Here is a 24954-nt window from a genome sequence, read left to right as displayed (position 1 = left end):
TGCCTGATTGGCTTTCAAAAGTTTACACGGCATCAGCTCGCCCCGTAGAAGAGCATGCCCTTTTGGTAGATGTCGTATTGCGCGCTATTTTTCGCGGCATACGACCAACTCAAGATGCCGGTGTTCTGGTCAATGGAGAATCTCGGGGTAATGACGCCCCCGGATAGATAGCCGTCGCCGCAAGTGTTATCCGGCTGAAAAGACACCCAGCCGCCTTGCTTCAGGATGTCATTGGGCGGCAGGCTGCCGTTAGGAACTGACCCGTCCAGATACACGGAGTCGACAATCCGCATCACGCGGTACGTTGCATCGAGAATGATGTTCCCGTTGGCATCGAAGCACTGGAAGCCTATTGGCATTTACCTACCTCCGACCGCGTGCCGAGCGTTCCAGCGCTGTCAGGGACGAGAGTCGCCGCGCCGCTCAATGTGGGCACGCCGTTGCTGCTCGAATCCCTGTCAATTCGATTGACACGCGCGGCTTCGCTGGCGAGATCGGCCAGCAAGGTTGCGTCGAGCTCGAGCAGCGGCGCGATGTCGGCGTCCGAAAAAATGAGGCTGCCGGAAAGGTCTACCGCCGTGCGGGCGATGAGAGCCGCGTCGGCGTAGCTATCAGCCGCCGGCGCGGCGCGCACCAGATCGAGATAGCTGTCGCGCTCCGCACCGGACATTGCGCGCAAGCCAAGCATGTCGCCAAGGCCGGCGATTGCAACGTATTCGGTCTTGCGGTTCCGCGCCGCAAGGATGTTTTCTTTGGTCAGCATCTTGGTGCCTCCTATCGGTTACGTTGAGGAACGCGTGGCCGCCGGCGCCGCCAGTTCTATCTGACGAGGCCCGCGCGGCGCGAACTGAATGCAGTGAATTGTTGCCTAGCTGACAATCTCCGCGGCGGTGAATAGGTAACGATTCGTGTAGGTGGGGATGCTACCGTCGGTCGGTGCCGGCGCGGCCAACTGCGCCTCCGCGTACGCGAAAGCGTTCTCTCCGTCCGCTGGCAGGCCGTCGACAACAATCTGCTGCGTGTACAAGGGCGTTTTGCCTGCGGCCTGCATTTCGGCGCTCACATATGAAGCGAGGGAAATCGACGTGTTGTTGCCGTCTTTATCTAGCGTCACCTGCTTGGCGACGTGATAGCTCGCCATCCCACCTGAAGCGGGCGTTTGATAGTCTTTCTTGAGCGGCATGAATTTCTCCTGGTTAAAGATTGATGAGGCCGATCGCTGAATCTTCAGCTCGCGCCGTAAAACAAGGTTCCTTCCTGCACTATCGGCGCGAAGACAGAAGCCGCCGCACCACGTCATCGAACGTTGCGATTCCATCGACCATGCCGGCCGTCTTCGCTGCCTCAGCGCCCAGCACGCGGCCTTGACCCATGCCGCTGCGCACGCTCAGACCGCTGACGCCACGGTTTCGAGCCACGGTGCGAGTGAACTTCGAGTAGTAGTCGTCAACGCGGGACTGCATGAATGCTCGCGCCTCTTCGTCGAGCGGCTGGTAAGGATTGCCCTCAACCTTGAACTTGCCGGCGGACACGAGCTTTGTGTCGATGCCTGCCTTGCGTAGTTGCTTCGACCGGTCCATGTGCGCCGCGTAGACGCCGATTGATCCGACCTCGCCCCCGGGCGTCACGTACAACTCGCCGGCCGCACTGGCAATCCAGTAAGCCGCGCTCGCTGCCAGCGAATTCGCCACGGCGGCAATGCGCTTCTTGCCGCGCGCGGCGTAGATCTCGTTTGCCAGCTCCTCGACGCCGTAGACGCTGCCACCCGGCGAATCGACATCGATTAGGATCGACGCGCATGAATCGTCCGCGAGCGCGGCTTTGAATGCCTGCTGGAATTGCGTGAGACCGGCGCCCCCACCGAAAAGGCCCGTCGCCGGATGCTGACGGATGATGCCGACCAACCCCATGACGGCGACGCCGCCGGCAGATGCGGCCAAGGCATCTCCACCACCCCGACGCGCCGACGGCGCGAGCGCCAGCAGTTCGGGTGGATCGATCAGGCCAGCGTACGAGCCGATGTGCTCAGGCATGATTGCCAACACCTCGTCGGTCATCGAATGCCTCCTTATTCCGGCAAGATCCAGCCGGTTACGGCGTTGTGGAGATTGTTGCCACTCGCAGCGTCAATCCAGACATTGCGGCCGGCCGGATCTCCATCGGCCAAGATTGCATACTTTGCCTGCCGATACTTCGAGCCGGTGCCGCGCGCATGGGGATTGTTCATGTCCACCTGGACGAGCACCACAATGCCGCCAGCGCCGGCGGCATCGGCGCCTGCCACCAGGCCTGCGAGATTCGCGTATGCCGATGCAGGGTCGTTCCATGTGATGGGCGTTGTTGCTGCCATGTTGTCGCTCCTTCAGATTGTGGAAAAGGGTTAAACGTTGATGATCTTCGAGCGGGCTCGCTCGAGCTTCGGATGCTCGGGCGGAATGTCGGCCTTTTCGGCGACGCCGTTATCCTGCAAAACTTCATGAAGCTTGCGCGGTGGCCGGTGCGTGGTCACTTCGCCCTTTTCGTCGAGGCGCGGGCATGCAATGCCGAAAGCGTCGAGCGACGGTTCCAGCTTGTGCGTCCAGGCGGTCAGGCGCTCGCTGACTTCAGCGCGGGTCAGCGGCAACAGGGTCATTGCCTCGATGTCGGCGCGAGCGTCCGTCAGCAAAGCCATGCAAGCATTCACCTTGTCGGTGTTGCTCACGTACTCGATGCTCTCGTGTCCGGTCCAGCTCTTGTGTTTTACGGCGGTTATTGAGCCCATATGGCGCGCCTGCTGCCATGCGTTGTCAACATGGAGGCGGAAATCGTCGAGGCGGGTATCGCGCGTTTCGATGAGCTGCTTGCGCAAGTTGTAGTCCTCGGCCTGCTTTCCGCGTTCGAGAACATCGACGGCCTGCGTGGCGTTCTTTTCGGCCTCTTTGGCGGCCTCAAATTGGGCACGGGCTGCGTCAAGCTTTCTGCCGGCGTCGAGGCGCGCCGCCGCCGCGTCATTGATTGCCGGGTCGTGCCGCTTATCGATGCTGTCAAGCTGTTTGCGCAGCGATACGCGCTCCTCGATATGCGACTGCTCGACGCGATCGAGGATCTTCTCCAGTTCGGGAGAGCTGAGGAGGTCGCGGACTTTCTTCTCGTCCTCCGCGGTGAATTTGGCTTGGTTGAACAGGTTGAGACGCATTGATTGCACTCCAGAAAAGAGTAAGGGCGGCAGTCACATGCTATGACTGCCGCCCTCATCAATGTCCCTGTATGGACCGTCTAACAGGTGCCGTTCATCAGTCGTCGATACCGTTTTTGCGCAACGCTCAACTTTGGATGCGGCTGCGGTGTCCCGGTTGCCGCGCGCTTGTGCGCCTCATCAGCAGTGCTGCAAACATGCCGCCGGACGATCGCGTCGAACTCTGCCCAGAATGGCGCAAACCGGACATTGGATCTCGACCGGTTCGCCCGCACCTTCGCTTTGACGTACGAGCATTCGAGTCGCAACAGCAGCACCTCAAGGCGGTCGGCGGTCATCGAGCGCGCCACCACCGCGACGACCAGCTCACGGGCGGACACGTAATGCCGAGACTGGATGCCGGCGGCGAACTTGCCAAGTTCGGGAACGGCCCGCTCCTGCGCAGCGATCCGGCTTCTCAAATCCATTGCAGTCGCATCACATCCGCGCTCAAGGCGCAACATCGCTTCGCGTAGCTCCTCGACTCTACCGAATAGGTTGGCATCGCTCATCGGTCGAATTTCCATGCCCGTGCATCCTGCCTTGATCGCGCATCGCCAGCATTGCGTTTTTTCGCGGTTACTGCGGTTACTGCGGTTACGCCACCGCTAAACCCTTGTGTGGTAAGGGTTTGGCCGTAACCGCGCTTCTGTAACCGGCAAGCGGTGTAACCGCGAGCGCGGTTACGCAGATGGTCGCCACCTGTCATGCTGCGGTTACGCTGAGCCACGGTTACGGATTTGTGGTTACGCTGAAACCCTTGTGCAGCATGGAGCTGTCGTTGTCCGTAACCGCGTAACCGCTGTAACCGTGTTTTTTGGAGTGTTACGGAATAGATCATTGCACTGCCTCCCAGATGGACGAGGTAAAGACGTACACCTTCGTCGGTCCTTTGCCTGGCAGGCGCTCTGCTCGCTGGGCCCAGCCATTGGATGCTGGCTTCAACCATCCGGATTCGATCAGCATTTTCGCTGCCGCTTTAGGGTCGTGTCCGGCGCATACCTCGCGCTTGAACACCTCGGGAAATACGAGATACTCCACGGCCCCATCGGTGGAGCGCTTGTAACCGGCCCGATTGATTGTTGGTCGATCCGTCACGGCCGCAAGATCGGTGAAGCGGGATTCCTCATGCGACTCGAAGAATGCTTTCACGCCTGCCAGCACGTTCCCGCGCTCCTGATTGCCCCCGCCGCCTCGGTTTTCCAGCCACACCGAAAAGCATTTGGCCGCCGCCTGCAATGCCTCTCCCTCGGTCCAGCCGGTGATTCCGCAATTGGTCGCATACTCGCCAGCAAGCCCGATCAGGGCAAGGCGTTGGCAGACACGGTGCGCTTGACCAGTCGCATCAGCCGGCAGATTCGCCGCGAGAAAGTCGGCGGTCTGCGTCTTGAGCCATTGCTCGATGATGTCGGGCTCCGCGGTCATCGCGGTCAGAAACTCGATCGCGGGCGTGCCGTAACTGCGCGTGCATGCATCGTTGATGGTCGACGAGAGCTCAGCGCCACCATTCATGCCGTGAAGCGCTTCGAAAAGCCCGAGACCCGCGCCGGCATCAGCGGGGATCTCCACCAGTCGGACCTCCTGGCCGGCTTTCGCAGTCTTTCCGCCGGCCTGCATATGCTGTGCAAGGCCGATCTCGCCGGCAGACAGGAACAGCAGGCGCCACGTCTGCCGAGCGCGCGCCGCGCCGGTGCGGCCAGCACGTGCTTTGCCGCTGCCATTTGCGAGCATGTAGGCAATCTCGCCAGCCTCACGCGGATCGACCTGCGCGAGCTCGTCGAGCACCAGCAGGGTATCGTTGTGCAGTGCCGCGAGCCCTTCGAGGCCGTTCGATGTGGCTCGCCACCGCTGCATGTATTCGGGCGGTCCGAAGACGCTGCAGGCTGCGCGAAGCGCAGTTGTCTTGCCGGTGGACGAATTGCCGACGAAGTTCAAGCCGCCGGATTCCTGACCCGAATGACTAAGCATCATGCCGGCGAACGCCGTCGACACGGCCAGCAACAGCCTTGAGTTACCGGAGCACAGGCGCGCGACATTCTGTTTCCAGTCGTCGAGCGTGCCTGCCTGAGAGTAGGCGCGCATCACGGCCTCCGCCTGGAAGATGACGCGTTCTTTCGACTCGCCGATCGTCCGGTCTGGAAACACGAATGCGCCGGCGTGCCACCCGGTACGGGTAACGCATCGCCCCCGCGCTATCGGCTTCGCCGTCGTCACGTACTCGCTCAGTTTGATCCGGGCTTTATTGCCCGGCGCGATGTCGAGCCCGAGGCGCGCGAGTTCGCCGCGCATGTCCGCGCCGTCGGAGCGGAGCATTTCCATCGGCATCGCCCACACGTGAGGATGACCGTCGGCGTCGTTCCATTCCAGCAGCCGGCCCCAGTTCTCTGACGCGCGATCGCGAACAAGCGCGCGCACATGGAGCGGCGAGCTGATCCAGTGCGGTGTACCGTCGTCCTCCTCGTAGAACACTCCACGCTCGGTCACCTTGAATCCGGACGGCGCGTAATAGTCGGCGACGTGCGGATCTGCTTTCTGAGCCTGGCCGTCATCCGTCGGCGCGGCCGCCGCGGCGATGCGCTGCCGCACGGCATCTACGCCGTATTTCAGATGCATGTCGTTGAAGTCCGTTTGATGATCCTGTCGATCAGCGCCGAAGTCGGGCAGAGCGAGCTTGCCGCCGACGGCTTTGGCGGCATCGAGCGCTTTCTGCTGACCGTTGCCGAGATCGCCCAGGATGGTGATCTGGGCGTCCGGATGCGCCGCACGCATCGCCAGCGCCACTTTCATCAGATTGCCCGCCGACAGTGCCGCAACCGATGCATTTCCGGTACATACGTGACCGGACAGCATCGTCGCCATACCTTCGCCGACCAGGAGGCATTTGCATGCCGTCTCCGGAGCGGACGCCGCCCAGCTGCCGCCCGCCTTCTCGCCGCCCGCAAGCGCCGACTTGCGGCCACTCTCGTCGATCATTTCCACGGTCGTGAGAGCCGATCCGATATTTACCGGCACAATCAGGATTCGCCCCTTGAGCTCCTCTCCGCTGGACTGCGGCTTGTAGCCAATCAGCGCGCTCAGTCGGCCGGCATCGAGCTCGCGCAAGGTATCGATCGAGGCGCGCAATCTGAGCGCGTCGAGCTCGTGCAGCATGTCGATCGATGTCAACCCTTTGCGCTTCAGGTAGGGATGGTCATCACGTGCCGGCTTTGCTTTCTCGACAATGACGGCCGCGAGCGTTGCTGCACGCTTGCGCTCTTTCACGCGCTTCTCTTCCTCGCTTTTGGCTCGCGCATCGCGTTCAGCGCGACGTCGCTCTACCTCGGCGGGGTCGATGACCGTCGCTGTCTGTGAGCGAGGATCGAAACCGTATTCCTTGGCCATCGCAAACAAAGTGGCTCCAGTAATGCCACGGCCGGCCTTGATCGATCGCCAGGTGTCTCGAGCATCCGTCTCGATATACGCCGGATCGCCGCGGCTCCATGTGTCGAACAGCTCGAATCCATCGTCTCCCAGCTCGTGCTTGATCGCCGCTCCCACGCGAAACCATTTTTCGCGCTCGATCGTTGGCGGGATAAATGAAAGGGCTTCCCTGAAGCGCTGGTGGTCGTCGAAAACTGCGCTCATTGACCCTCCGTGCGAATGCCAGCGCGACGCAAGACGGAAATGAAGGCATCGGTATTGCCGATGGCTTCCGTTGCCTCAACGGCAAGCGCCCAGATGCGCGGCGACTTCTCACGCCTCGACATCAGCGTTTCGAGCAGATCTCCTTTCATGAAACCGCCAGCCTTTGCTGACTGGAAAACCTCGTCGAGGATGTTTCGCGCGGCCTGGCGGACATCGCTTTCGGCTTTCTTTGCCTCGTAGACCAGAAAGCCGGACATCAGCAGGAACTTCGCGGGGCTTGCGTACTCGCCGTCACCCACCGGCACGCCAAAATCGCTCGGATGCTTCATGCGCCTCCCTGTGAGGAGTACTGAGCGCTACTCAGACGCAGAGAAGCGTCGTCGCTCTTCAAAGCCATGCGCATCAGATTGCGATACGCGCAATCGGCGCCTCCATTCGCGCCGATCACGTCGACACCAACAATGAGCCATCCGCGCTCGCGCTCGCTGCTGCGGCGCTGCTGGTAGAGTTCGAACGCTTGGGGGAACGTCATGTCCCACGCGTAGCACATGCCCTCAGGCGAAAAGACCCAGTACAGGGAATCAGATCCGCAATGCTCACAGAAGAGCACGGCGAGATTGCCCTCGGTGAAACCAAAATACCGGGTTGACTCTAATTGCCCGCTTCCTGCCTCGCCGACGGTTGGTCGAGTTCTATTGTCGCGCCGACCGAGCGCATCCGATCGAGCACGCGTCCCAGCGTCGAAGGGTCGAGTTCCAGTCTCGCCATCGCGAAGAACAGTAGGTGCGGGCTTATCTCGCGCGGATTCTCCCCGCCCGTGTACTTGCGCCACTGACGGCCGCCTTGTACGCCGAACAGGTCGGCCATTTGAGCGCTGCTCAGTTTCAATTCCTGCTTCAGGGTCTCCAGATCGTTGGGAGTCGGGGGTGTATATCGCATTGGAAATAGGGCGGCCTTGCGCCGCACGGAGTGGGTGCTTCATGATCAGAATCCTCTCGGCTGTGATGGGTCGCGCACTTACGCAACCGCTAATTTCGATCATAGGCCCATCGGTCCTATGCGTCAAGCGACAATTCGAGCAGGCGTGAGACATAGGCGGCAGCATCAAGCGGCCTCCTTCGGATCGAAGGATTGAGCCGCCAGGGCGATGCCGCGCAGCAGCTCGGGCGCGAGGGTCGGCTTAACCATGACGCCCTTGCTAGACGGGTGATACTCGCCGGCGGCGTCCACGTACCACACGCGGATGTCGATGTACGTGTTGCCGCGATATGTCTTCACGTCGATGCGCACGCGCTCGCTGGCGTTCTTCACCGCATCTAAAAAACGGATAAGGTGCCCGCCGTCGCTGCTAGAATTGTTGGTGTCGTTCCGGCTGGCCTTCGGGTCGGCCTTTTTTTTGTCCGTCATTTATGCGGCCTCCGGCATCAGATGCTTGCGAAGCTGACCGACATTCCAGCGGGCCGAGCCGCCGATCTTGATGGGCTCAGGCAGGTCGCCGCGCTTGGCGCGTTCCCATACCGTCGAAGTGCTGCAGCCGCAGAGGGCGGCCACGGTGCGTACGTCTACGCCCGCCGCGTTCGGTAGGCTGTCGAAGTTCTTGAGGGCATTCGCGTTTTTCATCGTATCGACTCGGAAGCGTCCGGAATTGGACGGGTCGATACGAACTTTATGCACAGCTATTGGCGCGCGAAACGCCTATGCCGGTACGGTACCTACTCTGCCGGCACGGTATGTGGGTTGTCTTCCCAAGTCTTGCACCACTTCTCGATCTTTTGAGCGCTGACCAAGTGCTCGCATTTCTTGAGCATGTCTCGCGCAAACTCAGCCTTTGATGGATAGCGGCTTGGATCGTCCTGCCACGCCTTCCAGCAATCCTTCACGAACGCTTTCTCACGCTGTCTCGGATCTTTGGCTGCTTTAGCGAATCCTCCCTTGCTCCCGAACAGAGAAAGCGCACTTCCGGACGACGCTACGTCGGCACTGTCCCGCATGCCTAGACCGTGCTGGGCAAGTGCGAACATGCTCCACGCTTCCTCTCGGTCACCCCTTCGAAGGTAATGCAAAGCTATACCGATAACGGCGCAAATGGATTCGACAATCACGCCGTCGTGCTGCGCCTCCGGTAATTGTCCATCGTCGGCTTCTGCCAGCATCCTCTCCAGACGCGCGAGCGCTTCGTCGGAAGAGGTGTATTTGACGTCGCGCCACGGCAGCACATATTTGGCCTTAAATTCCTTTGGGCTCAACAGCGGGAAACCACTGGGTGGATCGTCGTAGACCGCGTCAAGCACGCCGTACAGGCGGATTGCTAATGGAAGCAGCTTTTGCTTTTGTCCCGGTCTCATGCATCAGGCCTTTTTGTTGATCGGAATTACGTCGCCGCTTTCATGCGGCTTAGATATGAATGCGGCCCAGTCGACCATCATCCGCCGGCGCTTCTCCAGCACGTCGCCGCGCCAGTAAGCGGCCTCGGTCGCATCGCCTTTGATGTGCGCTAGCGCCACTTCGGCCAACTCGCGCGGATAGTTCGTGTACTCGCCCGCCCAATCCCTGAACGTCGAACGGAAACCGTGCGGCGTCGCCTCCAGGTTCTGTCGGCGCATCAACTCCAGCAGTGACATGTCGGACAGCGCGCGGCCCGATCGAGGGCTCGGGAATATGAGATCAACGTCTTTCTTCCGCTCGATCGACTCCAGCAGGCGCACGGCCGCCGGCGAGAGCGGGACGCGGTGCTCTTTCTTCGCCTTCATTTTCTCGGCGGGCACGGACCAGACCTTTTTCTCCAGGTCGATTTCCGGCCACTCGGCAAACCGCGCCTCACCGGATCGTGCAGCGGTCAATATCGAGAACTCAAGGCAGCGGGCGCTAACCCCTTCGGTCGCGCGTAGCGTCACCATGAACGTGCCCATCTGGACGATCGGCAGGGCGGGGTGATTGCGCACGCGCTTGGTTTTCTTCGGAGCGGACAGCAACTTGTCGAGATTGCCGCGCCACGCGGCCGGGTTCACGCCTTCATCGCGGAAGCCTTTCACGCGCGCCCAGTCGAGAATCGCCTCGATGCGACCGCGCAGGCGCGAGGCGGTCTCCGTCTTCGTCGTCCAGATTGGCTCAAGGATTTCCGTCACGTGCGCTCTCGTGACGTGCCGGACCATCATCTTGCCGATGAGCGGGTATGCATACTCCTCGAGTGTGTACGTCCACTGGGCGCCATGCTTGGAGTTGCGCCATTCCGGCTCTTTGGCCGTGATGAAACGCTTCGCCGCTTGCTCGAACGTCATTTCGAGCGCTTGGCTCGCGCGCAGACGGCTCGCGGCCTCTTTCTTCTGCATGACCGGATCAACGCCGCGGGCGATGTCTTCGCGCACTGCCAGCGCCTTCGATCGCGCCGCCGCGACGCCCATGCCAGACTCAGCGTAGGCGCCCAAGCCAATCTCGCGCCGCTTTCCGGCCACGACGACGCGCAGGACCCATGACCGCGCGCTCTCGCTCGCGACCTTGAGATACAGGCCGTCCACGCCGCCCACGGGATGCTTTCCCGGCGTCGTTAATCGCTTCACGGCCAGCGGGCCGAGTTCCTTGGCTTTCTTGGGCATCGTTGCTCGTTGTCGACGCGCCGGCAGCCCACCATCTGGTCCACCAACGCTAGTCCACCATCCAGTCCACCATCAAATTTACGACTGAACGCGATTAATTGCAACGAAACCGGACAACTACATTTTGGGGTTTTGCGCTGAGAGCCTTAGCTGGTAAGGCTTTGCGCGATTGAATCGGACTGATTCGGACAAACGGGGACAGATTATCTGGCGGAGGCGGTGAGATTCGAACTCACGGAAAGATTGCTCCTTCGCCGGTTTTCAAGACCGGTGCCTTAAACCACTCGGCCACACCTCCAAGCCCTAAATTGTAACCTGAAAAAACCTCGCTGCGGCGCCCGGTCGATCCGCAATCATTGCGGATCTTTCAGAAACAGCTCCTGCAGATCATTCAGGAACGCCTGGCCGAGCGGCGTCGGCGCAATCTTTTCGTGGTCGCGCGTAATCAGCTTGCGCCGTTCGGCTTCCTGCAAGGCCGGTTCGATCGACGTCATCGACATACCCGTGCGCTCGATAAACCGATGCACCGGAAACCCTTCCACCAGCCGCAGCGCGTTCAGCATGAACTCGAAAGGCAGATCGCGCGTCCCGACCTCGTGCTCTTCCTGCACCGCCGTGCCGGCCTTCGCCTGCTCGATGAAGGTGGTCGGATGCTTATAGCGCGCCTGCCGCAGCACGCGATTCGGAAACGACAGCTTCGTATGCGCGCCCGCCCCGATGCCGAGATAGTCGCCGAAACGCCAGTAGTTCAGATTGTGCTTGCTCTGCCGATGCGGCTGCGCATACGCCGACACCTCATAACGCTCGTAGCCCGCAGCGGAGGTGCGCTCGTGAATCCAGTCCTGCATGTCGGCCGATGCATCGTCGTCGGGCAGAGCGGGCGGGAACTTCGCGAATAACGTGTTCGGTTCGAGCGTCAGGTGGTACAGCGACAAATGCGGCGGCGCGAACGACAACGCCGTCTCGACATCGGCCTGGCATTCGGCGAGCGTCTGCCCCGGCAGCGCGAACATCAGATCGAGATTGAAGTTATCGAAGGTGGTCGCGGCGACTTCGACGGCATGGCGCGCCTGCGCCGAGTCGTGAATGCGGCCTAGCGCCTTCAGATGCGCTTCGTTGAAACTCTGAATGCCCACCGAGAGCCGATTCACGCCGCTCGCGCGAAACTGCGCGAATTTGGCGGCTTCGAAGGTGCCGGGATTCGCTTCGAGCGTGATTTCCGCGTCGGCGTCGAGCGGCAGCAGCGCTCGCACATCCGACAGCATGCGATCGAGCCCGGCCGCCGAAAGCAGGCTGGGCGTGCCGCCGCCGATAAACACCGTATGCACTTGCCGCCCCCAGACCAGCGGCAGCGCCATCTCGAGATCGGCGCGCAAGGCGTCGAGATATTCGTTCTCCGGGAACGTGTCGCCTTTCCATTCGTGCGAGTTGAAATCGCAATACGGACACTTGCGCACACACCACGGGAAATGCACGTACAACGCCAGCGGCGGCAGCGACGTCAGCCGGATGCTGCCCGGCGACGTGAAGGCCTTGATGACGCCGTTGCCGATATCGGCGGGCGCCGGTTTGATCGGAATCACGCTTCCTCCGTCAGACGCGCGAGCAGTTGGCGCAACGCAATCGCGCGATGGCTGCTGGCGTTCTTCACCGCCGGTTCGAGTTCGGCGGCGCTCGTGTTCAGCGACGGCAAAAAGAAGTACGGATCGTAGCCGAATCCATTCGCGCCGCGCGGCTTGTCCAGCATTTCGCCATGCCAGCGGCCTTCGGCGATCAGCGGCTCGGGATCGTCCGCGTGACGCACCAGGGCCAGCACGCAGAAGTAATACGCGCGCCGGTCTGTTTCGCCTTGCAACGCCGAGACGAGGCGTGCGTTATTCGCCGCGTCGCTCTTTTCGCCGCCGGCAAGTTGCGCGTAGCGCGCCGAATGGACGCCCGGTGCGCCGCGCAACGCGCGCACGCACAGGCCCGAGTCGTCGGCGAGCGCGGGCAGGCCGGTCAGCTTGGACGCGTGGCGCGCCTTCGTTAGCGCGTTTTCGACGAAGGTCGGATGCGGCTCTTCGGCTTCCGGCACGTTCAACTCGCCTTGCGGAATCAGTTCGATACCGGCCGCACCGAACAACGCCGCGAACTCGCGCAGCTTGCCCGCGTTGTTCGACGCCAACACGACTTTTTTCAATGGCGCACCGGAACCGGCTGCGCCATTGCGTTGAAAAACCTCACTCACTCTTTTGCTCCAACGCCGCCTTCTGCTTCGCGATCAGCGTATTGATGCCGTCGCTCGCCAGATCCAGCAGCGCATTCATTTCGTCGCGCGAAAATGGCACGCCTTCGGCGGTGCCCTGAATTTCGACGAAGCCGCCCGCGCCCGTCATCACGACGTTCATGTCGGTGTCGCATTGCGAGTCTTCGTCGTAGTCGAGGTCCAGCACCGGCAGGCCGTCGTACACGCCCACCGAAATTGCCGCGACGTAATCCGTGATCGGCGAGCTTTCGATGCGGCCCGTGGCCAGCAACCTGGCCACCGCGTCGTGCGCTGCCACGAACGCGCCGGTAATGCTGGCCGTGCGCGTGCCGCCGTCGGCCTGGATCACGTCGCAATCGATATGCAGCGTGCGCGCGCCGAGCTTCTCCAGATCGAACACCGAGCGCAGCGCGCGGCCGATCAGCCGCTGGATTTCCTGGGTGCGGCCGGTCTGTTTGCCGCGCGCGGCTTCGCGGTCGCTGCGCGTATGCGTCGCGCGCGGCAACATGCCGTATTCGGCGGTGAGCCAGCCCTGGCCGCGGTCGCGCAGAAACGACGGCACGCTCTCGGCAATGCTCGCCGTGCAGATCACTTTCGTATCGCCGAATTCGACCAGCACCGAGCCTTCCGCGTGCTTCGTGTAGTGGCGCGTGATGCGCACGTCGCGCAGCTGATTGGCCAGGCGGCCGCTGGGGCGTTGGGTGTCGTTGGTCATGTTGGGATCGGTCAGGAAGAAAAGCGGGAGGGAAAGCGCGATTTTACAGCCGATCGGGCAGGGCGGCCGCCCGCATGTGCCGGGACTCTCCAAGGGGACCCATCGCCAAAAATGGGATAATGCCGTTTCCCCGCCCCGCGTCTCGTACACGCCGGGCGATTCGACTCTCCGGCCATCGTTGAACGCATGGCCACAATCGCGAGAAATACGATGATCTACAGCATGACTGGCTATGCGAGCGCCACGCGCGAACTCGTCGCGGACTCGGGCACAGGCGGCGTGAGCGTATCGGTCGAACTGCGCACCGTTAACTCGCGCTTTCTCGATCTGAACTTCCGCATGCCGGAAGACGTGCGCGTGTGCGAACCCACGCTGCGCGAGATGCTGATGAACAAGCTGTCGCGCGGCAAGGTCGATATCCGTATCAACCTGCAACGCAGCGAACAGTCGGCCAACGCGGGTTCGATCAATCACGACGCGCTCACGCAACTCGCGGTGCTGGAGCGCACGGTGCTCTCGACGTTTCCGGAAGCGGAGCGGCTGCGCACCGGCGAGATTCTGCGCTGGCCCGGCATTCTGGCCGAAAGCGGTGTGGCGCCCGAAGTGCTGCGCGACGCCGTGCTCGCCTGCGGCAAGCAGGCCATCACCGACCTGATCGACGTGCGCGCCCGCGAAGGCGCGCAACTGGCGACCATGCTGCTCGCCAACGTCACCGAAATGGAAGCGATCGTCACGAAGATCACGCCGCTCGTGCCGGAGTTGATCGCCAAGCATCAGCAGAAGATTGTCGAACGCTTGCAGGAAGCGCTCGGCATCGCCGCGCCGGATACCGCCGCGACGATCGTCTCGCGTGAAGAGATCAACGAGCGGATTCGCCAGGAAGTGACGATGTACGGCATCCGTATCGACATCGCCGAAGAACTGTCGCGCCTCACGGCTCACCTGAACGAAACGCGTCACGTGATCCAGAAGGGCGGCAAGGTCGGCAAGCGCCTCGACTTCATGATGCAGGAGCTCAATCGCGAAGCGAACACGCTCGGTTCGAAGGCGGCCGCGAAGGAACTGGCGGATTCGTCGATGACCCTGAAGCTGCTCATCGAACAGATGCGCGAGCAAGTACAGAATCTGGAATAAGGCTGGAGCACCACCACCATGACCGACCACCATCACACACGCGAAACGCCGCGCAATCCGTACGCCGGTGCTTACCCCGGCAACCTGTTCATGGTCGTCGCGCCGTCGGGCGCCGGCAAGTCGACGCTCGTGAACGCCTTGCTCGCCGGCGACGACGCGATCCGTCTGTCGATCTCGTACACGACGCGCCCGCCGCGTCCGAAAGAGCAGGACGGCGAGCACTATCACTTCACTACCGTCGACGATTTCATGAAGCGTCACGATGCCGGTGAGTTTCTGGAAAGCGCGGAAGTGCACGGCAACTACTACGGCACCTCGCGCGTGTGGATCGAGGATCAGATGAAGAACGGCCATGACGTGCTGCTCGAAATCGACTGGCAGGGCGCGCAGCAGGTGAAAAAGCAGTTTCACAACGCAGTCGAAATCTTCATCTTGCCGCCTTCGCTCGAAGCCTTGGAAGAGCGGCTGAGAAAGCGCGGTCAGGACGAGCCGAACGTGATCACGCGTCGTCTGCTGGCAGCCGGCAGCGAGATGGCGCATGCGGCGGAAGCGGAGTACGTGGTGATCAACGAGAAGTTCGAGCGCGCGCTCAGCGAACTGCAATGTCTGGTGGCCGCGACGCGTTCGCGCTTCGCCTCGCAATACGCACGCCACACGCAGCTTTTCGTGCAGCTCGGCATTCACTTGCCACACGCGTGAACGCGGCGGTGTATCGAGCACATAAGGTAGAATAAGCAACATACTGAGAAGGAACCCAACATGGCCCGCATTACCGTCGAAGACTGTCTCAAACAGATCCCGAACCGTTTCGAACTCGCGCTTGCCGCAACCTATCGCGCGCGACAACTCGCTCAAGGCCACACGCCGAAGATCGAGAGCCGCGACAAGCCCACGGTCGTCGCGCTGCGCGAAATCGCAGCCGGCCAGGTCGGCGTCGAAATGCTGAAGAAGGTGCCTGTTTAAGGCGCACTGTTCCGTTTTCGATTGCGCGTTTGTCGAAGCTTTTTTGCCACACGCGCTTGCTACACCTGCTATACCTATTTGCCACACGTAATTGCATCAACGTGCAGACCGGCGTCCAACCCCAACCGATACGGAGGCGAAATTGAGTGCTACCCCGCCCACCGCCACGGAAGTGGAACACGACGCTGACTCGCCCTCGTCTGCACGGAAGTACATCGACGCGGTCCTCGAACAGTCGTTTCGCCATCTGTTCGGGCCGACCGCCACGCCGGAGCAACCGCGCCGGCATGACGTCGTCTCAATCGCCAAACTGACGTCCGCCTTGTCCGGCTATCTGCAGCCGGAAGAGATCAAGGACATCAAGTCGGCCTTCCATTTCAGCGACGAAGCCCACCTCGGCCAGTATCGGCAGAGCGGCGAGCCGTACATCACGCATCCGGTTGCCGTCGCGGAAATCTGCGCCGGCTGGAATCTCGACGCCCAGGCGCTCATGGCGGCGCTGCTGCATGACGTGATGGAAGACCAGGGCGTGACCAAGGCCGAACTCGCCGAGCGTTTCGGCCCGAAGGTCGCGGAACTGGTCGACGGCCTGTCGAAGTTGGACAAGATGGAGTTTCGTAATCGCGAAGAAGCGCAAGCGGAAAACTTCCGCAAGATGCTGCTCGCGATGGCGCGCGACGTCCGTGTGATTCTGGTGAAGCTCGCCGACCGGCTGCACAACATGCGCACGCTGGGCGCGGTGCCGCCCGAGAAGCGCCGCCGCGTGGCGCGCGAAACACTGGACATCTATGCGCCGATCGCTCACCGGCTCGGCTTGAACAATACATATCGCGAGTTGCAGGACCTGAGCTTCGCGAACTTCAATCCGCACCGCTACGCCACGCTCGAAAAAGCCGTCAAGGCGGCGCGCGGCAACCGGCGCGAAGTGGTCGGCAAGATTCTCGAATCGGTGCAGCGCGCCATTGCCGACGCGAAGCTCGACGCCGAAGTCACCGGCCGCGAGAAAACCATCTTCAGTATCTACAAGAAGATGCGCGACAAGCAGTTGTCGTTCTCGCAGGTGCTCGACGTGTACGGCTTCCGTGTGGTCGTGGAGAGCGCGCTGGAGTGCTACACCTGCATCGGTGCGCTGCATGCGCTGTACAAGCCCGTGCCGGGCAAGTTCAAGGATTACATCGCGATCCCGAAGGTGAACGGCTATCAGTCGCTGCACACCACGCTGGTCGGCCCGTTCGGCGCGCCGATCGAGTTTCAGGTGCGCACGCGCAAGATGCACGAGATCGCCGAAGCGGGCGTGGCCGCGCACTGGCTGTACAAGAACGGCGGCGCGGACCTGAACGACGTCCAGAAGCGGGCGCATCAGTGGCTGAAATCGCTGCTCGACATTCAGAGCGAAGCGGGCGATTCGAGCGAATTCCTCGAACACGTCAAGATCGACCTGTTCCCGGACGCGGTCTACGTGTTTACGCCGAAGTCGAAGATCATGGCGCTGCCGCGCGGCGCCACGGCGCTCGACTTCGCGTATTCGATCCACAGCGACCTGGGCAACCAGTGCGTCGCGGTGAAGATCAACAACGAATTGCTGCCGTTGCGTACCGAGTTGAAGAGCGGCGACATCGTCGAAGTCATCACTGCGCCGTATTCGAAACCGAATCCGGCGTGGCTCGGTTTCGTGCGTACCGGCAAGGCGCGCTCGGCGATCCGCCATTATCTGAAGACGATGCGTCTGAACGAATCCGTTCAACTCGGCGAGCGTCTGGTCGACCAGGCGTTGAAGGGCTACGGGCTGGCGCTCTCCGACGTGACGCCGGAAGCGTGGGAAAAGCTCGTGCAGTGGACGGGCAACAAGAACCGTCAGGAAATTTTCGCGGACATCGGCCTTGGCCGGCGTGTCGCGGCGGTCATGGCCAAGCGTATCGAAGTGCTGATGAGCGGCCGCGACGCCGACGACGACGGCTCACGCTCCCACTCCGATATGCCGCATGCGCCGCCGGTGGTTATCACCGGGACCGAGGGCATGTCGGTGCAACTGTCCGCGTGCTGCCGTCCGATTCCGGGCGACGACATCATGGGCTATATCGGCATCGGTCTCGGTATGGCGATCCACACCACGGATTGCCGCGTCGCGCAACGCATCCACCGTCGCGATCCGGGCCGCTGGATCGACGTCGCTTGGGCACCGCAGCCGGGGCGTCTGTTCGACGTCGCCGTGAAGGTGCTGGTCAAGAATACCAAGGGCGTGTTTGCCCGCGTGGCGGCGGATATCACCTCCGCGGATGCCAACATCGTTCACATTGCAATGGACGAAGACCTGTCGCAGGAATCCACGGTGTTGCGCTTCGTGATCCAGGTCAGCGACCGCGTCCATCTGGCCAACGTCATGCGCCGGGTGCGCACGAATCCGGACGTCATGCGCATTGCACGTGAACGGCCTAGCGAGGAGGGCCATCACCGTCACGACGGCGGGATGCGAATCGATCGCGAGCGAGCGGATTACTGATCACCGGCAGTTGCGCGGAGCAGGTCCCGGGCGAGTCCATCTCCCTCATTCGAATCTGAACGCACCGGCTACGCGCGAGTCTCATCTGAAACTCAGGGAGAACGCTTGTGAACGTAGCTGACCTCAACGGCCTGGCGCTCGATTATTGGGTCGCCCGCAGCCTGCACGACTTCGTGCGCGAAATCCACTTTACCGATAGCGGCGAAACCGTCTCGATTCGCGGCAATGACCGCGGTCGTCCGTGGGACGGCCGTTTTACGCCGTCCACCTCGTGGGAGGCGGCAGCGGCGGTGCTGGAGCGCGCGCAGCGGCTGGAAGTGCGCGAGCGGACCGCGCTTGGCGCCGCGCACTGCGTCGCGGAATTCGAAGGCGGGCACCGAACCGTCGAAGGGCGGGGTGACTCGTTACGGGTTGCCTTGCTGAGGGCGTTCGTCGAAAGCCGTTTTGGCGATACGGTCGGAGATGTGTTGCGCGAGGCGCAGGTCGTGAGCGGTGAACACGCGCAACCGATCGGCGAGCAGACGGCAGGCAGTTCGTTCGTGGACTTACCGAGTCCGGACGGGCAGATTGGGGATATTCAGTCGCCGCCGAGATAAGGGGCGTGTTTTGTTGCCGCCGCCAAGGCCTCCGGCGGGGGCAAGGCTCAATGAAACTCAACTCGACGGGCAAAAAAACAAAGGGCCTTCCGATCGGAAGGCCCTCTATAAGTGGTGCGGCTGGCAGGATTCGAACCCACGACCCCTTGGTTCGTAGCCAAGTACTCTATCCAACTGAGCTACAGCCGCACGCTAAACGGGTAATGCTTACTGCGCTGAAACTTGGGTAAAACGTAAGGGCCTTCCCGGAGGAAGGCCCTCGAATAAGTGGTGCGGCTGGCAGGATTCGAACCCACGACCCCTTGGTTCGTAGCCAAGTACTCTATCCAACTGAGCTACAGCCGCACGCAGAAACGAGATTATAGCAAAGGTTTTGAAAAAGGGAAGCATGTAACTGCGATTTGTCTCATGGTCGCGATCGTGTAACCTTGATAGGCAGTCGCATGCTGCAGTTACCGGATCATCATGAACAAGGCCTTTGTCAAAGAGTCGAGCGAAGAGAATGACGACGACCTCGACGTCGCCCCGCCGGACGTTCCCGCCGGCACGAAAAACTACATCACGCCCGCCGGCTACCGGCGCATGCGCGATGAACTGCTGCATCTGATCGACGAGGATCGGCCGGAAGTGGTCAAACTGGTGTCGTGGGCGGCCTCGAACGGCGATCGCTCCGAGAATGGCGATTACATCTACGGCAAACGCCGGTTGCGCGAAATCGACCGGCGCATCCGTTTTCTGACCAAACGCCTGGATCTCGCTGAAGTCGTCGACAGCAGCAAGCAGGAGAACGTCGACCAGGTTTTCTTCGGCGCGACTGTCGAGTATGCGACGGAGGACGGCGAGGCGCATATCGTGACGATTGTCGGCATTGATGAGGTCGATCTGGATATCGGCTACGTGAGCTGGATCTCGCCGATCGCGCGCGCGCTGCTCAAGGCGAAAGTCGGCGATACCGTCACCTTGTACACCCCGGCCGGTCCGCAGCCGATCGACATCCTCGACGTCAAATATCCGCCGCCAGATACCGGCGGTTGAATCACCGCTGGCGGACCGTGCTGTCTCGTCCCACCGTTCAACTCGGGCGCTGACGAGGCATAAAAAAAGGCGCCGCGAACGGCGCCTTCGAGACCACGGCTGTTACCCGCGGTTTTAGAAGCGGTGACGCAGACCTGCGGTCACAGCGATTTGCTTATTGTTGCTCGAAGCGGCCAGGCCGTTGATGTCGGCATCCACGATAGCGTTTTCGTTGACTTGCTGATACTCGCCTTGCAGATACACGTCAGTACGCTTGGACAGTGCGTACGCGGTTTGCAGGTTGAATTGATTCCAGTGCGGACGCGTCCCAGCGAGGCTTGCGCGGGTGTAAGTGTACGAACCGGCAATGCTGACCGCCGGCGTCAGCGCATAGCGAGCGTTCGCTTCGAAGTTCTGGAAATGCGCACTATCGTTGCCGAAGGCGATGCCTCCGCTTTGACCCGAGGCGCTAGCGCCGATACCGGCGAGGCTCGACAGGTTGGTTTGCGAGTACACGAGGCCGACGGTTGCCGGGCCGAACGCGTAGTTGGCACCCGCGCCCCACGTTTGCTGGCGGCCTGCGAAGAACGTGTTGTCGCTCGAAACTGCGCCACCCGAATTGAACGCCGCAGCCGCACCGGTCGCGCCGTTGCTGTTCAGTTGCAGGTACGCGGCGGCGACGTTCAGGCCGCCCCAGCTGTACGACGCACCCGCGCTATAAGCGCGGTTGTTCGCGAAGCCGTCGGCCTGGTTCGAGAAGCCATACAACGCGCCGAACTTGAAGCCGCCGTAATTGGCGCTCTGGTACTTGACCGAGTTGTTGATGCGGAACGAGTTGTTCAGGTTGTCGTTGTCGAACGGATGCGCGAACTGCGTGCCGCCGTATTGGGTGCCGGTCAGCGCCAGCGGACCGACATAGTCGACCATGCTGTCGTATTGACGGCCGAGGGTGACGGCGCCGAACTGGTCGCTCGTCAAACCGACGAATGCTTGACGGCCGAATTCGCGCCCACCTTGCTTAAGTGTGCCGTCATTGATACCGAAGCCGTTTTCCAACGTGAAGATCGCCTTGAGACCGCCGCCCAGATCTTCCGATCCACGCAGGCCCCAACGGCTGCCGTTCACCGAGCCGCTAGTTTCCTGCCAGTTGCTATGACCGTGCTGGTTGTTCGTGTAAGTGATGCCGGCGTCGATCAAACCGTACAGCGTGACGCTGCTTTGTGCATGCGCGGCGGTTGCGCAAACGCCCGTGAGGGCGGCGACCATGAGTGTCTTTTTCATCTTGTAACTCCGAGAGCGAGAGCGGGCGTTGAACCCAGGCTTAAGGAGACCTTCACGCGGGCGCTGCGAGAGGCGTAATCCGAGTGAGATGCGCGTTGAGCAAAATCGCGCTGGTTTCCGGTTACGCAGAGTGTAGAGAGACACTCCGCGTAATGGACGTTCCGATTTACGCAATAAAGTATTACGCGTTAAGAAACGATATGCGAAAGCCGCTGAAGCCTTATCAATAAAGGCCTCCAGCGATTTTCAAGAGTCGTGAGCCTGGCGTGGACGGCGTTGCGTTGCTGATTCGCGACAAGAATCGATGCTAAAAAACAACGGAATAAAACGTAAAGGGAGATTGTTGTTATTGCCGCAACAGATGATTGTTATTTATGTGAATAATCGAAATGGAACTGAACCGCTATACTGAAGTTTCTGCTTTCCGAAGCAGACTTTTTCGTTGACGAAAAAGATCTCCAAACCTTTGTCGGCGCGACTTTCCAGTCGCGCTTTTTTTTGCCTGCGTGGCGCCGATTGACGACGTGGTCAGTGGGCGGGCGCCGCGCCGTCCACTTCGTTCCAGTCGTCCGCGATCGACACGCTCCAGTCTTCCATGACGTAGTGGCGTGCGTCCATGGGGGAGGACAGCAGGTTTTGCCAATGATCGCCGTGCCACATGGGATCGATTTCGAAGATCGACGGCGTGTCCGCGGCGGGTGCAGATTGTTCGGAGGCCGTGTTGTCGTGTGAGTGGGTCAGCCAGGTAAAGAGGCGGCGGATTTGGTTGAACAGCATGGCAATCTCCCTGATGCGCGTTACTACAACTACTGAATCCGATCATCCGGCTATGCATGCGGTGCAGCAAGTCGGACAAACACTTACTGGGACTCTTTCGTTACATTTTTCGGCAGGCTGTCGAAAATTTTCCCGTTATAACGCGTCCCCACAATCGATTGAGTAATATTGACTTGGTCTGATTATCTAGACAGAAGTACATATATGCGCTTGGGATTTATATAAGCCAATAAACGCGGGCTTAGCGAGCCGCGTGATAAACGCATATCGAGAATTCGCTTGACGGCATTTCTTCGTTCCTCCGTATAACGACAAAGCTGATTTCACTCGCCAGATCGGGCGCGATGCGGGGGCTCCCTAGATTGATTTAACAAAATCGGGAACTGCCCTGAAACGAAATATCAGCTTCGCCGTCATTCCGCTGTGGCGGCCGTGAAATATGGTGATTTCAGGTACTGCGAGAGACTTGTCGCTTACGCGGAAACAGGACCGTTGCGCCGCAGTCACTTGACGTAACGCGATGCTATCCGGGTACTCGACCGCCAACTGGTGCATACTTGCCGCAAAGCCACGCGTCCAAAGTCTCCTTTTCCATGTCTGAACAGTTTTTGCCGGAACCGGCCCTGGATGGGCCGATCGTCTTCGTCGACCTTGAAACCACCGGCGGCTCAACCGCCGAGCATCGCATCACCGAGGTCGGTGTCGTCGAAATCGGACCTACCGGCGTGTCGCGCTGGAGCAGTCTGGTCGACCCTCAGCAGCCGATTCCCTCATTCATCCAGCAACTCACCGGCATCACGAATGCGATGGTGCGGGGCGCGCCGACCTTCGATGCGATCGCGCCGGCACTCTTCGAGCGTCTGAACGGCAAGCTGTTCGTCGCGCATAACGCCAGTTTCGATCGCGGATTTCTGCGCGGCGAGTTTCGCCGGGTGGGCCTGGCGTTCGATCCGGACGTGCTGTGCACCGTGCGCCTGTCGCGAGCGCTGTTCCCGGCGGAAAAGCGTCACGGTCTCGACGCCTTGGTCGAGCGCCATGCACTCGTGCCTTCCGATCGCCACCGCGCGCTCGCCGACGCCGATCTGATCTGGCAGTTCTGGCAACGGCTGCACGGCCTTGTGCCGCTCGACGTATTGCGTACGCAGATCGAGCGCACCACGCGGCGCTACCGGCTTGCAGGCGACATCACGGAAGATCTGCTCGATACCGCGCCGGCCGGTTGCGGCGTCTACGCGTTCTATGGGGAAGAGGATGTGCCGCTGTATGTCGGGCGAAGCGTGCGCGTGCGCCAGCGCGTGCGCTCACATTTGACCGGCGAGCGGCGCTCGTCGAAAGATATCCGGCTCGCGCAACAGGTGCGGCGCGTCGAGTGGCGCGCGACCGGCGGGGAATTGGGCGCCATGCTCGCGGAGGCGCAGTGGATCGCGACGCTGCGTCCCGGCCATAACCGTGTGCCGCGTATCGCGAAGAGCGATCCCGCTGACGCGCCCTGGCCGTTCGACGGGCCGATCGTCTTCGAAGAGCGCGAGGAGGCGTCGCAAGCGCGCGCGTTTCATGTCGTCGACCGTTGGTGTTACGTCGGCCACGCGGCGTCGCTCGCGCTGGCGGCGGAATTGCATGCGTCGAGTGCGGCGGGACGGTTCGAACTGTCGACGTATCGCATCTTGCAGAGCCATCTCGCCCGAGGTTTGCGTGTGATGCCGTTGAGCGTGTCGAGTGGAGCGGCGGTGGCGAGTCTCGCCTGAAGACGTTCGCCAGTTCGGCGTTCAACGAATTCGTTTTCAACCGATCGCGCGCTATTCAAGGTGGATTTGAGCGCGCGCGGTCTCCGCGGCCATTAGCCGGCCTCAAACCGCGCGCTTATCTCAGCCGACCTAACCGGTTGCGCCCACGCCACCGGTTTCGCACACGTGCCCGAGGGCGCGCGTCAACGCGCTCGAATGAGCCGAGTCATAGCGCGTCAGCGACTTCCAGTTGGCCAGCGACTGCGCGACGCGCGACGGACAATCCGGTGCCGCCCGCAACGGCTGAACTCGCGCAAGGCCGGCGACAAGCGATTGCGTCAGCCGGTCCAACTGCGGTCTCGTACTGGTTGCCAGATCTGGCGCGGGTCCTTGCGGCGCCTGAGTGCCGCGCCACGTGGCGAACAGCGCATTTTGGACGTCTTTGCTGGCGTCTATCTGATCCTGAAAGAAAGCACGGGCGAACGCCGGGTCGACGTTCGCCGCGGCAGCGCGCTTCTCGACATCGGCAAGGAGAGCGTTCTCGCGCGGCGTGTCGGTGATGTCCTGGTGATTGGCCCATTTCCAGCGCGCTACGGGTTCCGCGAGTGCGAGGCGTTGCGAGGCAAGCGCGATCAGACTGGTGAGCGCGGTGTCGTCCCCATCCGCGATGGCGGGAGCGGGCGCGAATGCGAGAGCGGTCAGCAGCGCGAGCGCGCATGACGCGCCGAAGCGATAAGAACGATTCATGGAAGATGGCAGTAGCCGAGCGGCCACGGAGGAAAAATCAGAAGAATAGACGATGCATCGAGCCCGCGTCTTGCTCGCGACCGAGACACCCCGGCATATTTGTCGCGGCATTCAAATGCCGACGCCAAGCCGCACGGCCGGGCGTCACCTGAATCAGACGGACTGGCCCCGCGTCACGAATCGAGCAGAAAACGATCGGTTAGACGTGTGCATGCAACCGCTGTGCCCCAGCCGCACGCACGTCCATGCTGCATTGCGCCACTGCACAGCTACTTCGAGTCGCACGACTTGCGTTGCTCGTCGAAAAACGCGCGAACATGCTCCGGCAGTTCAGCACCCAAAAACTCAACGCCAGCCGGTTCCGGATCCGGGCAAAAGACTTTATCCGGGGTCGGAACTTTCGGTGGTTTGGCATCCATGATCTCTCTCCTTTACAAACCGATTATCGGCCTCGGTCCCCGTTTTGCACCAGCGGCTGATGCCGGTCACATGTTCTTTGTTGCTTTAACGGCACAGGTCAACAACGGGACGGAATATTTGAATAGAATTTATCAGTTGGCTGCTAATAAATCGATATCGCGGTCACCCTTCCAGCCAGTCCAATATTCCAGCCGTTTCCCTCCTGGCCTTATGCCGCAGGCCGTTCAGCATCGAGCCCCGCGTTTTCGCACACTCCACACTTGTATTGGCTGATATCAAGCGAATCGTCGCGGATTTTTGTGCGCCGCCGCATCCGCAGCATTTTCTGCTTAAGAGGCCGAACGTTCGTTAATTACCACTCCGTTCAGCAGGCGCCATTCGGCCCTCTAATGTTTTGTAAACGAACG

General features: G+C 61.2%; 29 protein-coding genes and 3 tRNA genes. 7 read left to right on the top strand and 25 right to left on the bottom strand.

What is annotated here, in order from left to right:
* Window positions 1–32 precede the first annotated feature (32 nt).
* From B0G81_RS21165 to rph, 19 genes are all read right to left on the bottom strand, one after another.
* Window positions 33–359, bottom strand: coding sequence for a hypothetical protein (locus B0G81_RS21165; RefSeq protein WP_134138234.1), 327 nt, complete (start codon window positions 357–359; stop codon window positions 33–35).
* Window positions 350–763, bottom strand: a complete 414-nt coding sequence (locus tag B0G81_RS21160) for a hypothetical protein (protein ID WP_134138233.1) — start codon at window positions 761–763, stop codon at window positions 350–352. The genes B0G81_RS21165 and B0G81_RS21160 overlap by 10 nt, the downstream gene beginning before the upstream one ends.
* Before the next feature lie 105 nt (window positions 764–868).
* Window positions 869–1183, bottom strand: coding sequence for a hypothetical protein (locus tag B0G81_RS21155; protein WP_134138232.1), 315 nt, complete (start codon window positions 1181–1183; stop codon window positions 869–871).
* 79 nt (window positions 1184–1262) lie between these two features.
* Window positions 1263–2057 (bottom strand): S49 family peptidase, encoded by a 795-nt coding sequence (locus tag B0G81_RS21150; RefSeq protein ID WP_134138231.1) that lies wholly within the window; start codon window positions 2055–2057, stop codon window positions 1263–1265.
* Window positions 2058–2068: 11 nt separating this feature from the next.
* Window positions 2069–2350, bottom strand: coding sequence for a hypothetical protein (locus tag B0G81_RS21145; protein WP_134138230.1), 282 nt, complete (start codon window positions 2348–2350; stop codon window positions 2069–2071).
* A 30-nt stretch (window positions 2351–2380) separates the two neighbouring features.
* Window positions 2381–3175 carry a hypothetical protein gene (locus B0G81_RS21140; protein ID WP_134138229.1) on the bottom strand — a complete coding sequence of 265 codons (795 nt, stop codon included), beginning with the start codon at window positions 3173–3175 and terminating at the stop codon, window positions 2381–2383.
* An 80-nt stretch (window positions 3176–3255) separates the two neighbouring features.
* Entirely contained in the window at window positions 3256–3726 is a 471-nt protein-coding gene (locus B0G81_RS21135) for a hypothetical protein (protein WP_134138228.1), read from the bottom strand.
* A gap of 325 nt (window positions 3727–4051) precedes the next feature.
* Window positions 4052–6838, bottom strand: a complete 2787-nt coding sequence (locus tag B0G81_RS21130) for a DUF927 domain-containing protein (RefSeq protein WP_134138227.1) — start codon at window positions 6836–6838, stop codon at window positions 4052–4054.
* The gene (locus B0G81_RS21125; protein ID WP_134138226.1) at window positions 6835–7167 is read right to left on the bottom strand and encodes a hypothetical protein; all 333 of its coding nucleotides are present in this window, start codon (window positions 7165–7167) and stop codon (window positions 6835–6837) included. The genes B0G81_RS21130 and B0G81_RS21125 overlap by 4 nt, the downstream gene beginning before the upstream one ends.
* The gene (locus B0G81_RS21120) at window positions 7164–7370 is read right to left on the bottom strand and encodes a hypothetical protein (RefSeq protein WP_134138225.1); all 207 of its coding nucleotides are present in this window, start codon (window positions 7368–7370) and stop codon (window positions 7164–7166) included. Before B0G81_RS21120 ends, B0G81_RS21125 begins: the two co-directional genes overlap by 4 nt.
* A 119-nt stretch (window positions 7371–7489) precedes the next feature.
* Window positions 7490–7777: an XRE family transcriptional regulator gene (locus tag B0G81_RS21115; protein WP_134138224.1), complete on the bottom strand. Its 288-nt coding sequence runs from the start codon at window positions 7775–7777 to the stop codon at window positions 7490–7492.
* Between the two features lie 165 nt (window positions 7778–7942).
* Window positions 7943–8245: a transcriptional coactivator p15/PC4 family protein gene (locus tag B0G81_RS21110; protein ID WP_134138223.1), complete on the bottom strand. Its 303-nt coding sequence runs from the start codon at window positions 8243–8245 to the stop codon at window positions 7943–7945.
* Entirely contained in the window at window positions 8246–8458 is a 213-nt protein-coding gene (locus tag B0G81_RS21105) for a transcriptional regulator (RefSeq protein WP_134138222.1), read from the bottom strand.
* Window positions 8459–8550: 92 nt separating this feature from the next.
* Window positions 8551–9183, bottom strand: a complete 633-nt coding sequence (locus tag B0G81_RS21100) for a hypothetical protein (protein WP_134138221.1) — start codon at window positions 9181–9183, stop codon at window positions 8551–8553.
* Between the two features lie 3 nt (window positions 9184–9186).
* Entirely contained in the window at window positions 9187–10431 is a 1245-nt protein-coding gene (locus tag B0G81_RS21095) for a site-specific integrase (RefSeq protein ID WP_134138220.1), read from the bottom strand.
* A 208-nt stretch (window positions 10432–10639) separates the two neighbouring features.
* Window positions 10640–10729: transfer RNA gene (locus B0G81_RS21090), tRNA-Ser, on the bottom strand.
* A gap of 55 nt (window positions 10730–10784) precedes the next feature.
* On the bottom strand, window positions 10785–12014 hold the full coding sequence (gene hemW, locus B0G81_RS21085; protein ID WP_134138219.1) for a radical SAM family heme chaperone HemW: 1230 nt from the start codon (window positions 12012–12014) through the stop codon (window positions 10785–10787).
* Complete coding sequence (rdgB, locus tag B0G81_RS21080) at window positions 12011–12658, bottom strand: RdgB/HAM1 family non-canonical purine NTP pyrophosphatase (protein ID WP_134138218.1); 648 nt, start codon at window positions 12656–12658, stop codon at window positions 12011–12013. The genes hemW and rdgB overlap by 4 nt, the downstream gene beginning before the upstream one ends.
* Entirely contained in the window at window positions 12651–13391 is a 741-nt protein-coding gene (gene rph, locus B0G81_RS21075; protein ID WP_134138217.1) for a ribonuclease PH, read from the bottom strand. The genes rdgB and rph overlap by 8 nt, the downstream gene beginning before the upstream one ends.
* 210 nt (window positions 13392–13601) lie before the next feature.
* On the opposite strand from rph, the gene B0G81_RS21070 reads away from it, so the two are divergent.
* The 5 genes from B0G81_RS21070 to B0G81_RS21050 all read left to right on the top strand — a co-directional run bounded on the left by B0G81_RS21070 (window position 13602) and on the right by B0G81_RS21050 (window position 18584).
* Window positions 13602–14525: a YicC/YloC family endoribonuclease gene (locus tag B0G81_RS21070; RefSeq protein WP_106283332.1), complete on the top strand. Its 924-nt coding sequence runs from the start codon at window positions 13602–13604 to the stop codon at window positions 14523–14525.
* Window positions 14526–14543: 18 nt separating this feature from the next.
* Window positions 14544–15224, top strand: a complete 681-nt coding sequence (gmk, locus tag B0G81_RS21065) for a guanylate kinase (RefSeq protein WP_106313868.1) — start codon at window positions 14544–14546, stop codon at window positions 15222–15224.
* Between the two features lie 60 nt (window positions 15225–15284).
* Window positions 15285–15488, top strand: coding sequence for a DNA-directed RNA polymerase subunit omega (gene rpoZ, locus B0G81_RS21060; RefSeq protein ID WP_006025620.1), 204 nt, complete (start codon window positions 15285–15287; stop codon window positions 15486–15488).
* 142 nt (window positions 15489–15630) lie between these two features.
* Complete coding sequence (locus B0G81_RS21055) at window positions 15631–17988, top strand: bifunctional (p)ppGpp synthetase/guanosine-3',5'-bis(diphosphate) 3'-pyrophosphohydrolase (RefSeq protein ID WP_116139488.1); 2358 nt, start codon at window positions 15631–15633, stop codon at window positions 17986–17988.
* 107 nt (window positions 17989–18095) lie between these two features.
* The gene (locus B0G81_RS21050) at window positions 18096–18584 is read left to right on the top strand and encodes a phage protein NinX family protein (RefSeq protein WP_134138216.1); all 489 of its coding nucleotides are present in this window, start codon (window positions 18096–18098) and stop codon (window positions 18582–18584) included.
* Between the two features lie 112 nt (window positions 18585–18696).
* Here the strand turns inward: B0G81_RS21050 and B0G81_RS21045 are convergent.
* Both B0G81_RS21045 and B0G81_RS21040 read right to left on the bottom strand, forming a co-directional pair.
* Window positions 18697–18773: transfer RNA gene (locus tag B0G81_RS21045), tRNA-Arg, on the bottom strand.
* 79 nt (window positions 18774–18852) lie between these two features.
* A tRNA-Arg gene (locus B0G81_RS21040) sits at window positions 18853–18929 on the bottom strand.
* A 120-nt stretch (window positions 18930–19049) separates the two neighbouring features.
* Here B0G81_RS21040 and greB point away from each other — a divergent pair.
* A complete protein-coding gene (greB, locus tag B0G81_RS21035; protein ID WP_106283328.1) occupies window positions 19050–19619 on the top strand; it encodes a transcription elongation factor GreB in 570 nt (189 codons plus the stop codon).
* 114 nt (window positions 19620–19733) lie between these two features.
* Here greB and B0G81_RS21030 read toward each other — a convergent pair whose 3' ends face one another.
* Together B0G81_RS21030 and B0G81_RS21025 are read right to left on the bottom strand one after the other, a co-directional pair.
* Window positions 19734–20879, bottom strand: coding sequence for a porin (locus B0G81_RS21030; RefSeq protein ID WP_134138215.1), 1146 nt, complete (start codon window positions 20877–20879; stop codon window positions 19734–19736).
* A gap of 528 nt (window positions 20880–21407) precedes the next feature.
* Window positions 21408–21656, bottom strand: a complete 249-nt coding sequence (locus B0G81_RS21025; RefSeq protein WP_116118074.1) for a hypothetical protein — start codon at window positions 21654–21656, stop codon at window positions 21408–21410.
* Between the two features lie 593 nt (window positions 21657–22249).
* On the opposite strand from B0G81_RS21025, the gene B0G81_RS21020 reads away from it, so the two are divergent.
* On the top strand, window positions 22250–23401 hold the full coding sequence (locus B0G81_RS21020; protein WP_134138214.1) for an exonuclease domain-containing protein: 1152 nt from the start codon (window positions 22250–22252) through the stop codon (window positions 23399–23401).
* A 129-nt stretch (window positions 23402–23530) separates the two neighbouring features.
* Here B0G81_RS21020 and B0G81_RS21015 read toward each other — a convergent pair whose 3' ends face one another.
* Together B0G81_RS21015 and B0G81_RS43765 are read right to left on the bottom strand one after the other, a co-directional pair.
* Window positions 23531–24127: a chorismate mutase gene (locus B0G81_RS21015; protein ID WP_116118073.1), complete on the bottom strand. Its 597-nt coding sequence runs from the start codon at window positions 24125–24127 to the stop codon at window positions 23531–23533.
* A 269-nt stretch (window positions 24128–24396) separates the two neighbouring features.
* Window positions 24397–24546 carry a hypothetical protein gene (locus B0G81_RS43765; protein ID WP_007180815.1) on the bottom strand — a complete coding sequence of 50 codons (150 nt, stop codon included), beginning with the start codon at window positions 24544–24546 and terminating at the stop codon, window positions 24397–24399.
* Window positions 24547–24954 lie beyond the last annotated feature (408 nt).

Source organism: Paraburkholderia sp. BL6665CI2N2 (assembly GCF_004366535.1).
GTDB lineage: Bacteria > Pseudomonadota > Gammaproteobacteria > Burkholderiales > Burkholderiaceae > Paraburkholderia.
This window is presented reverse-complemented; position numbering and strand designations above follow the sequence as displayed.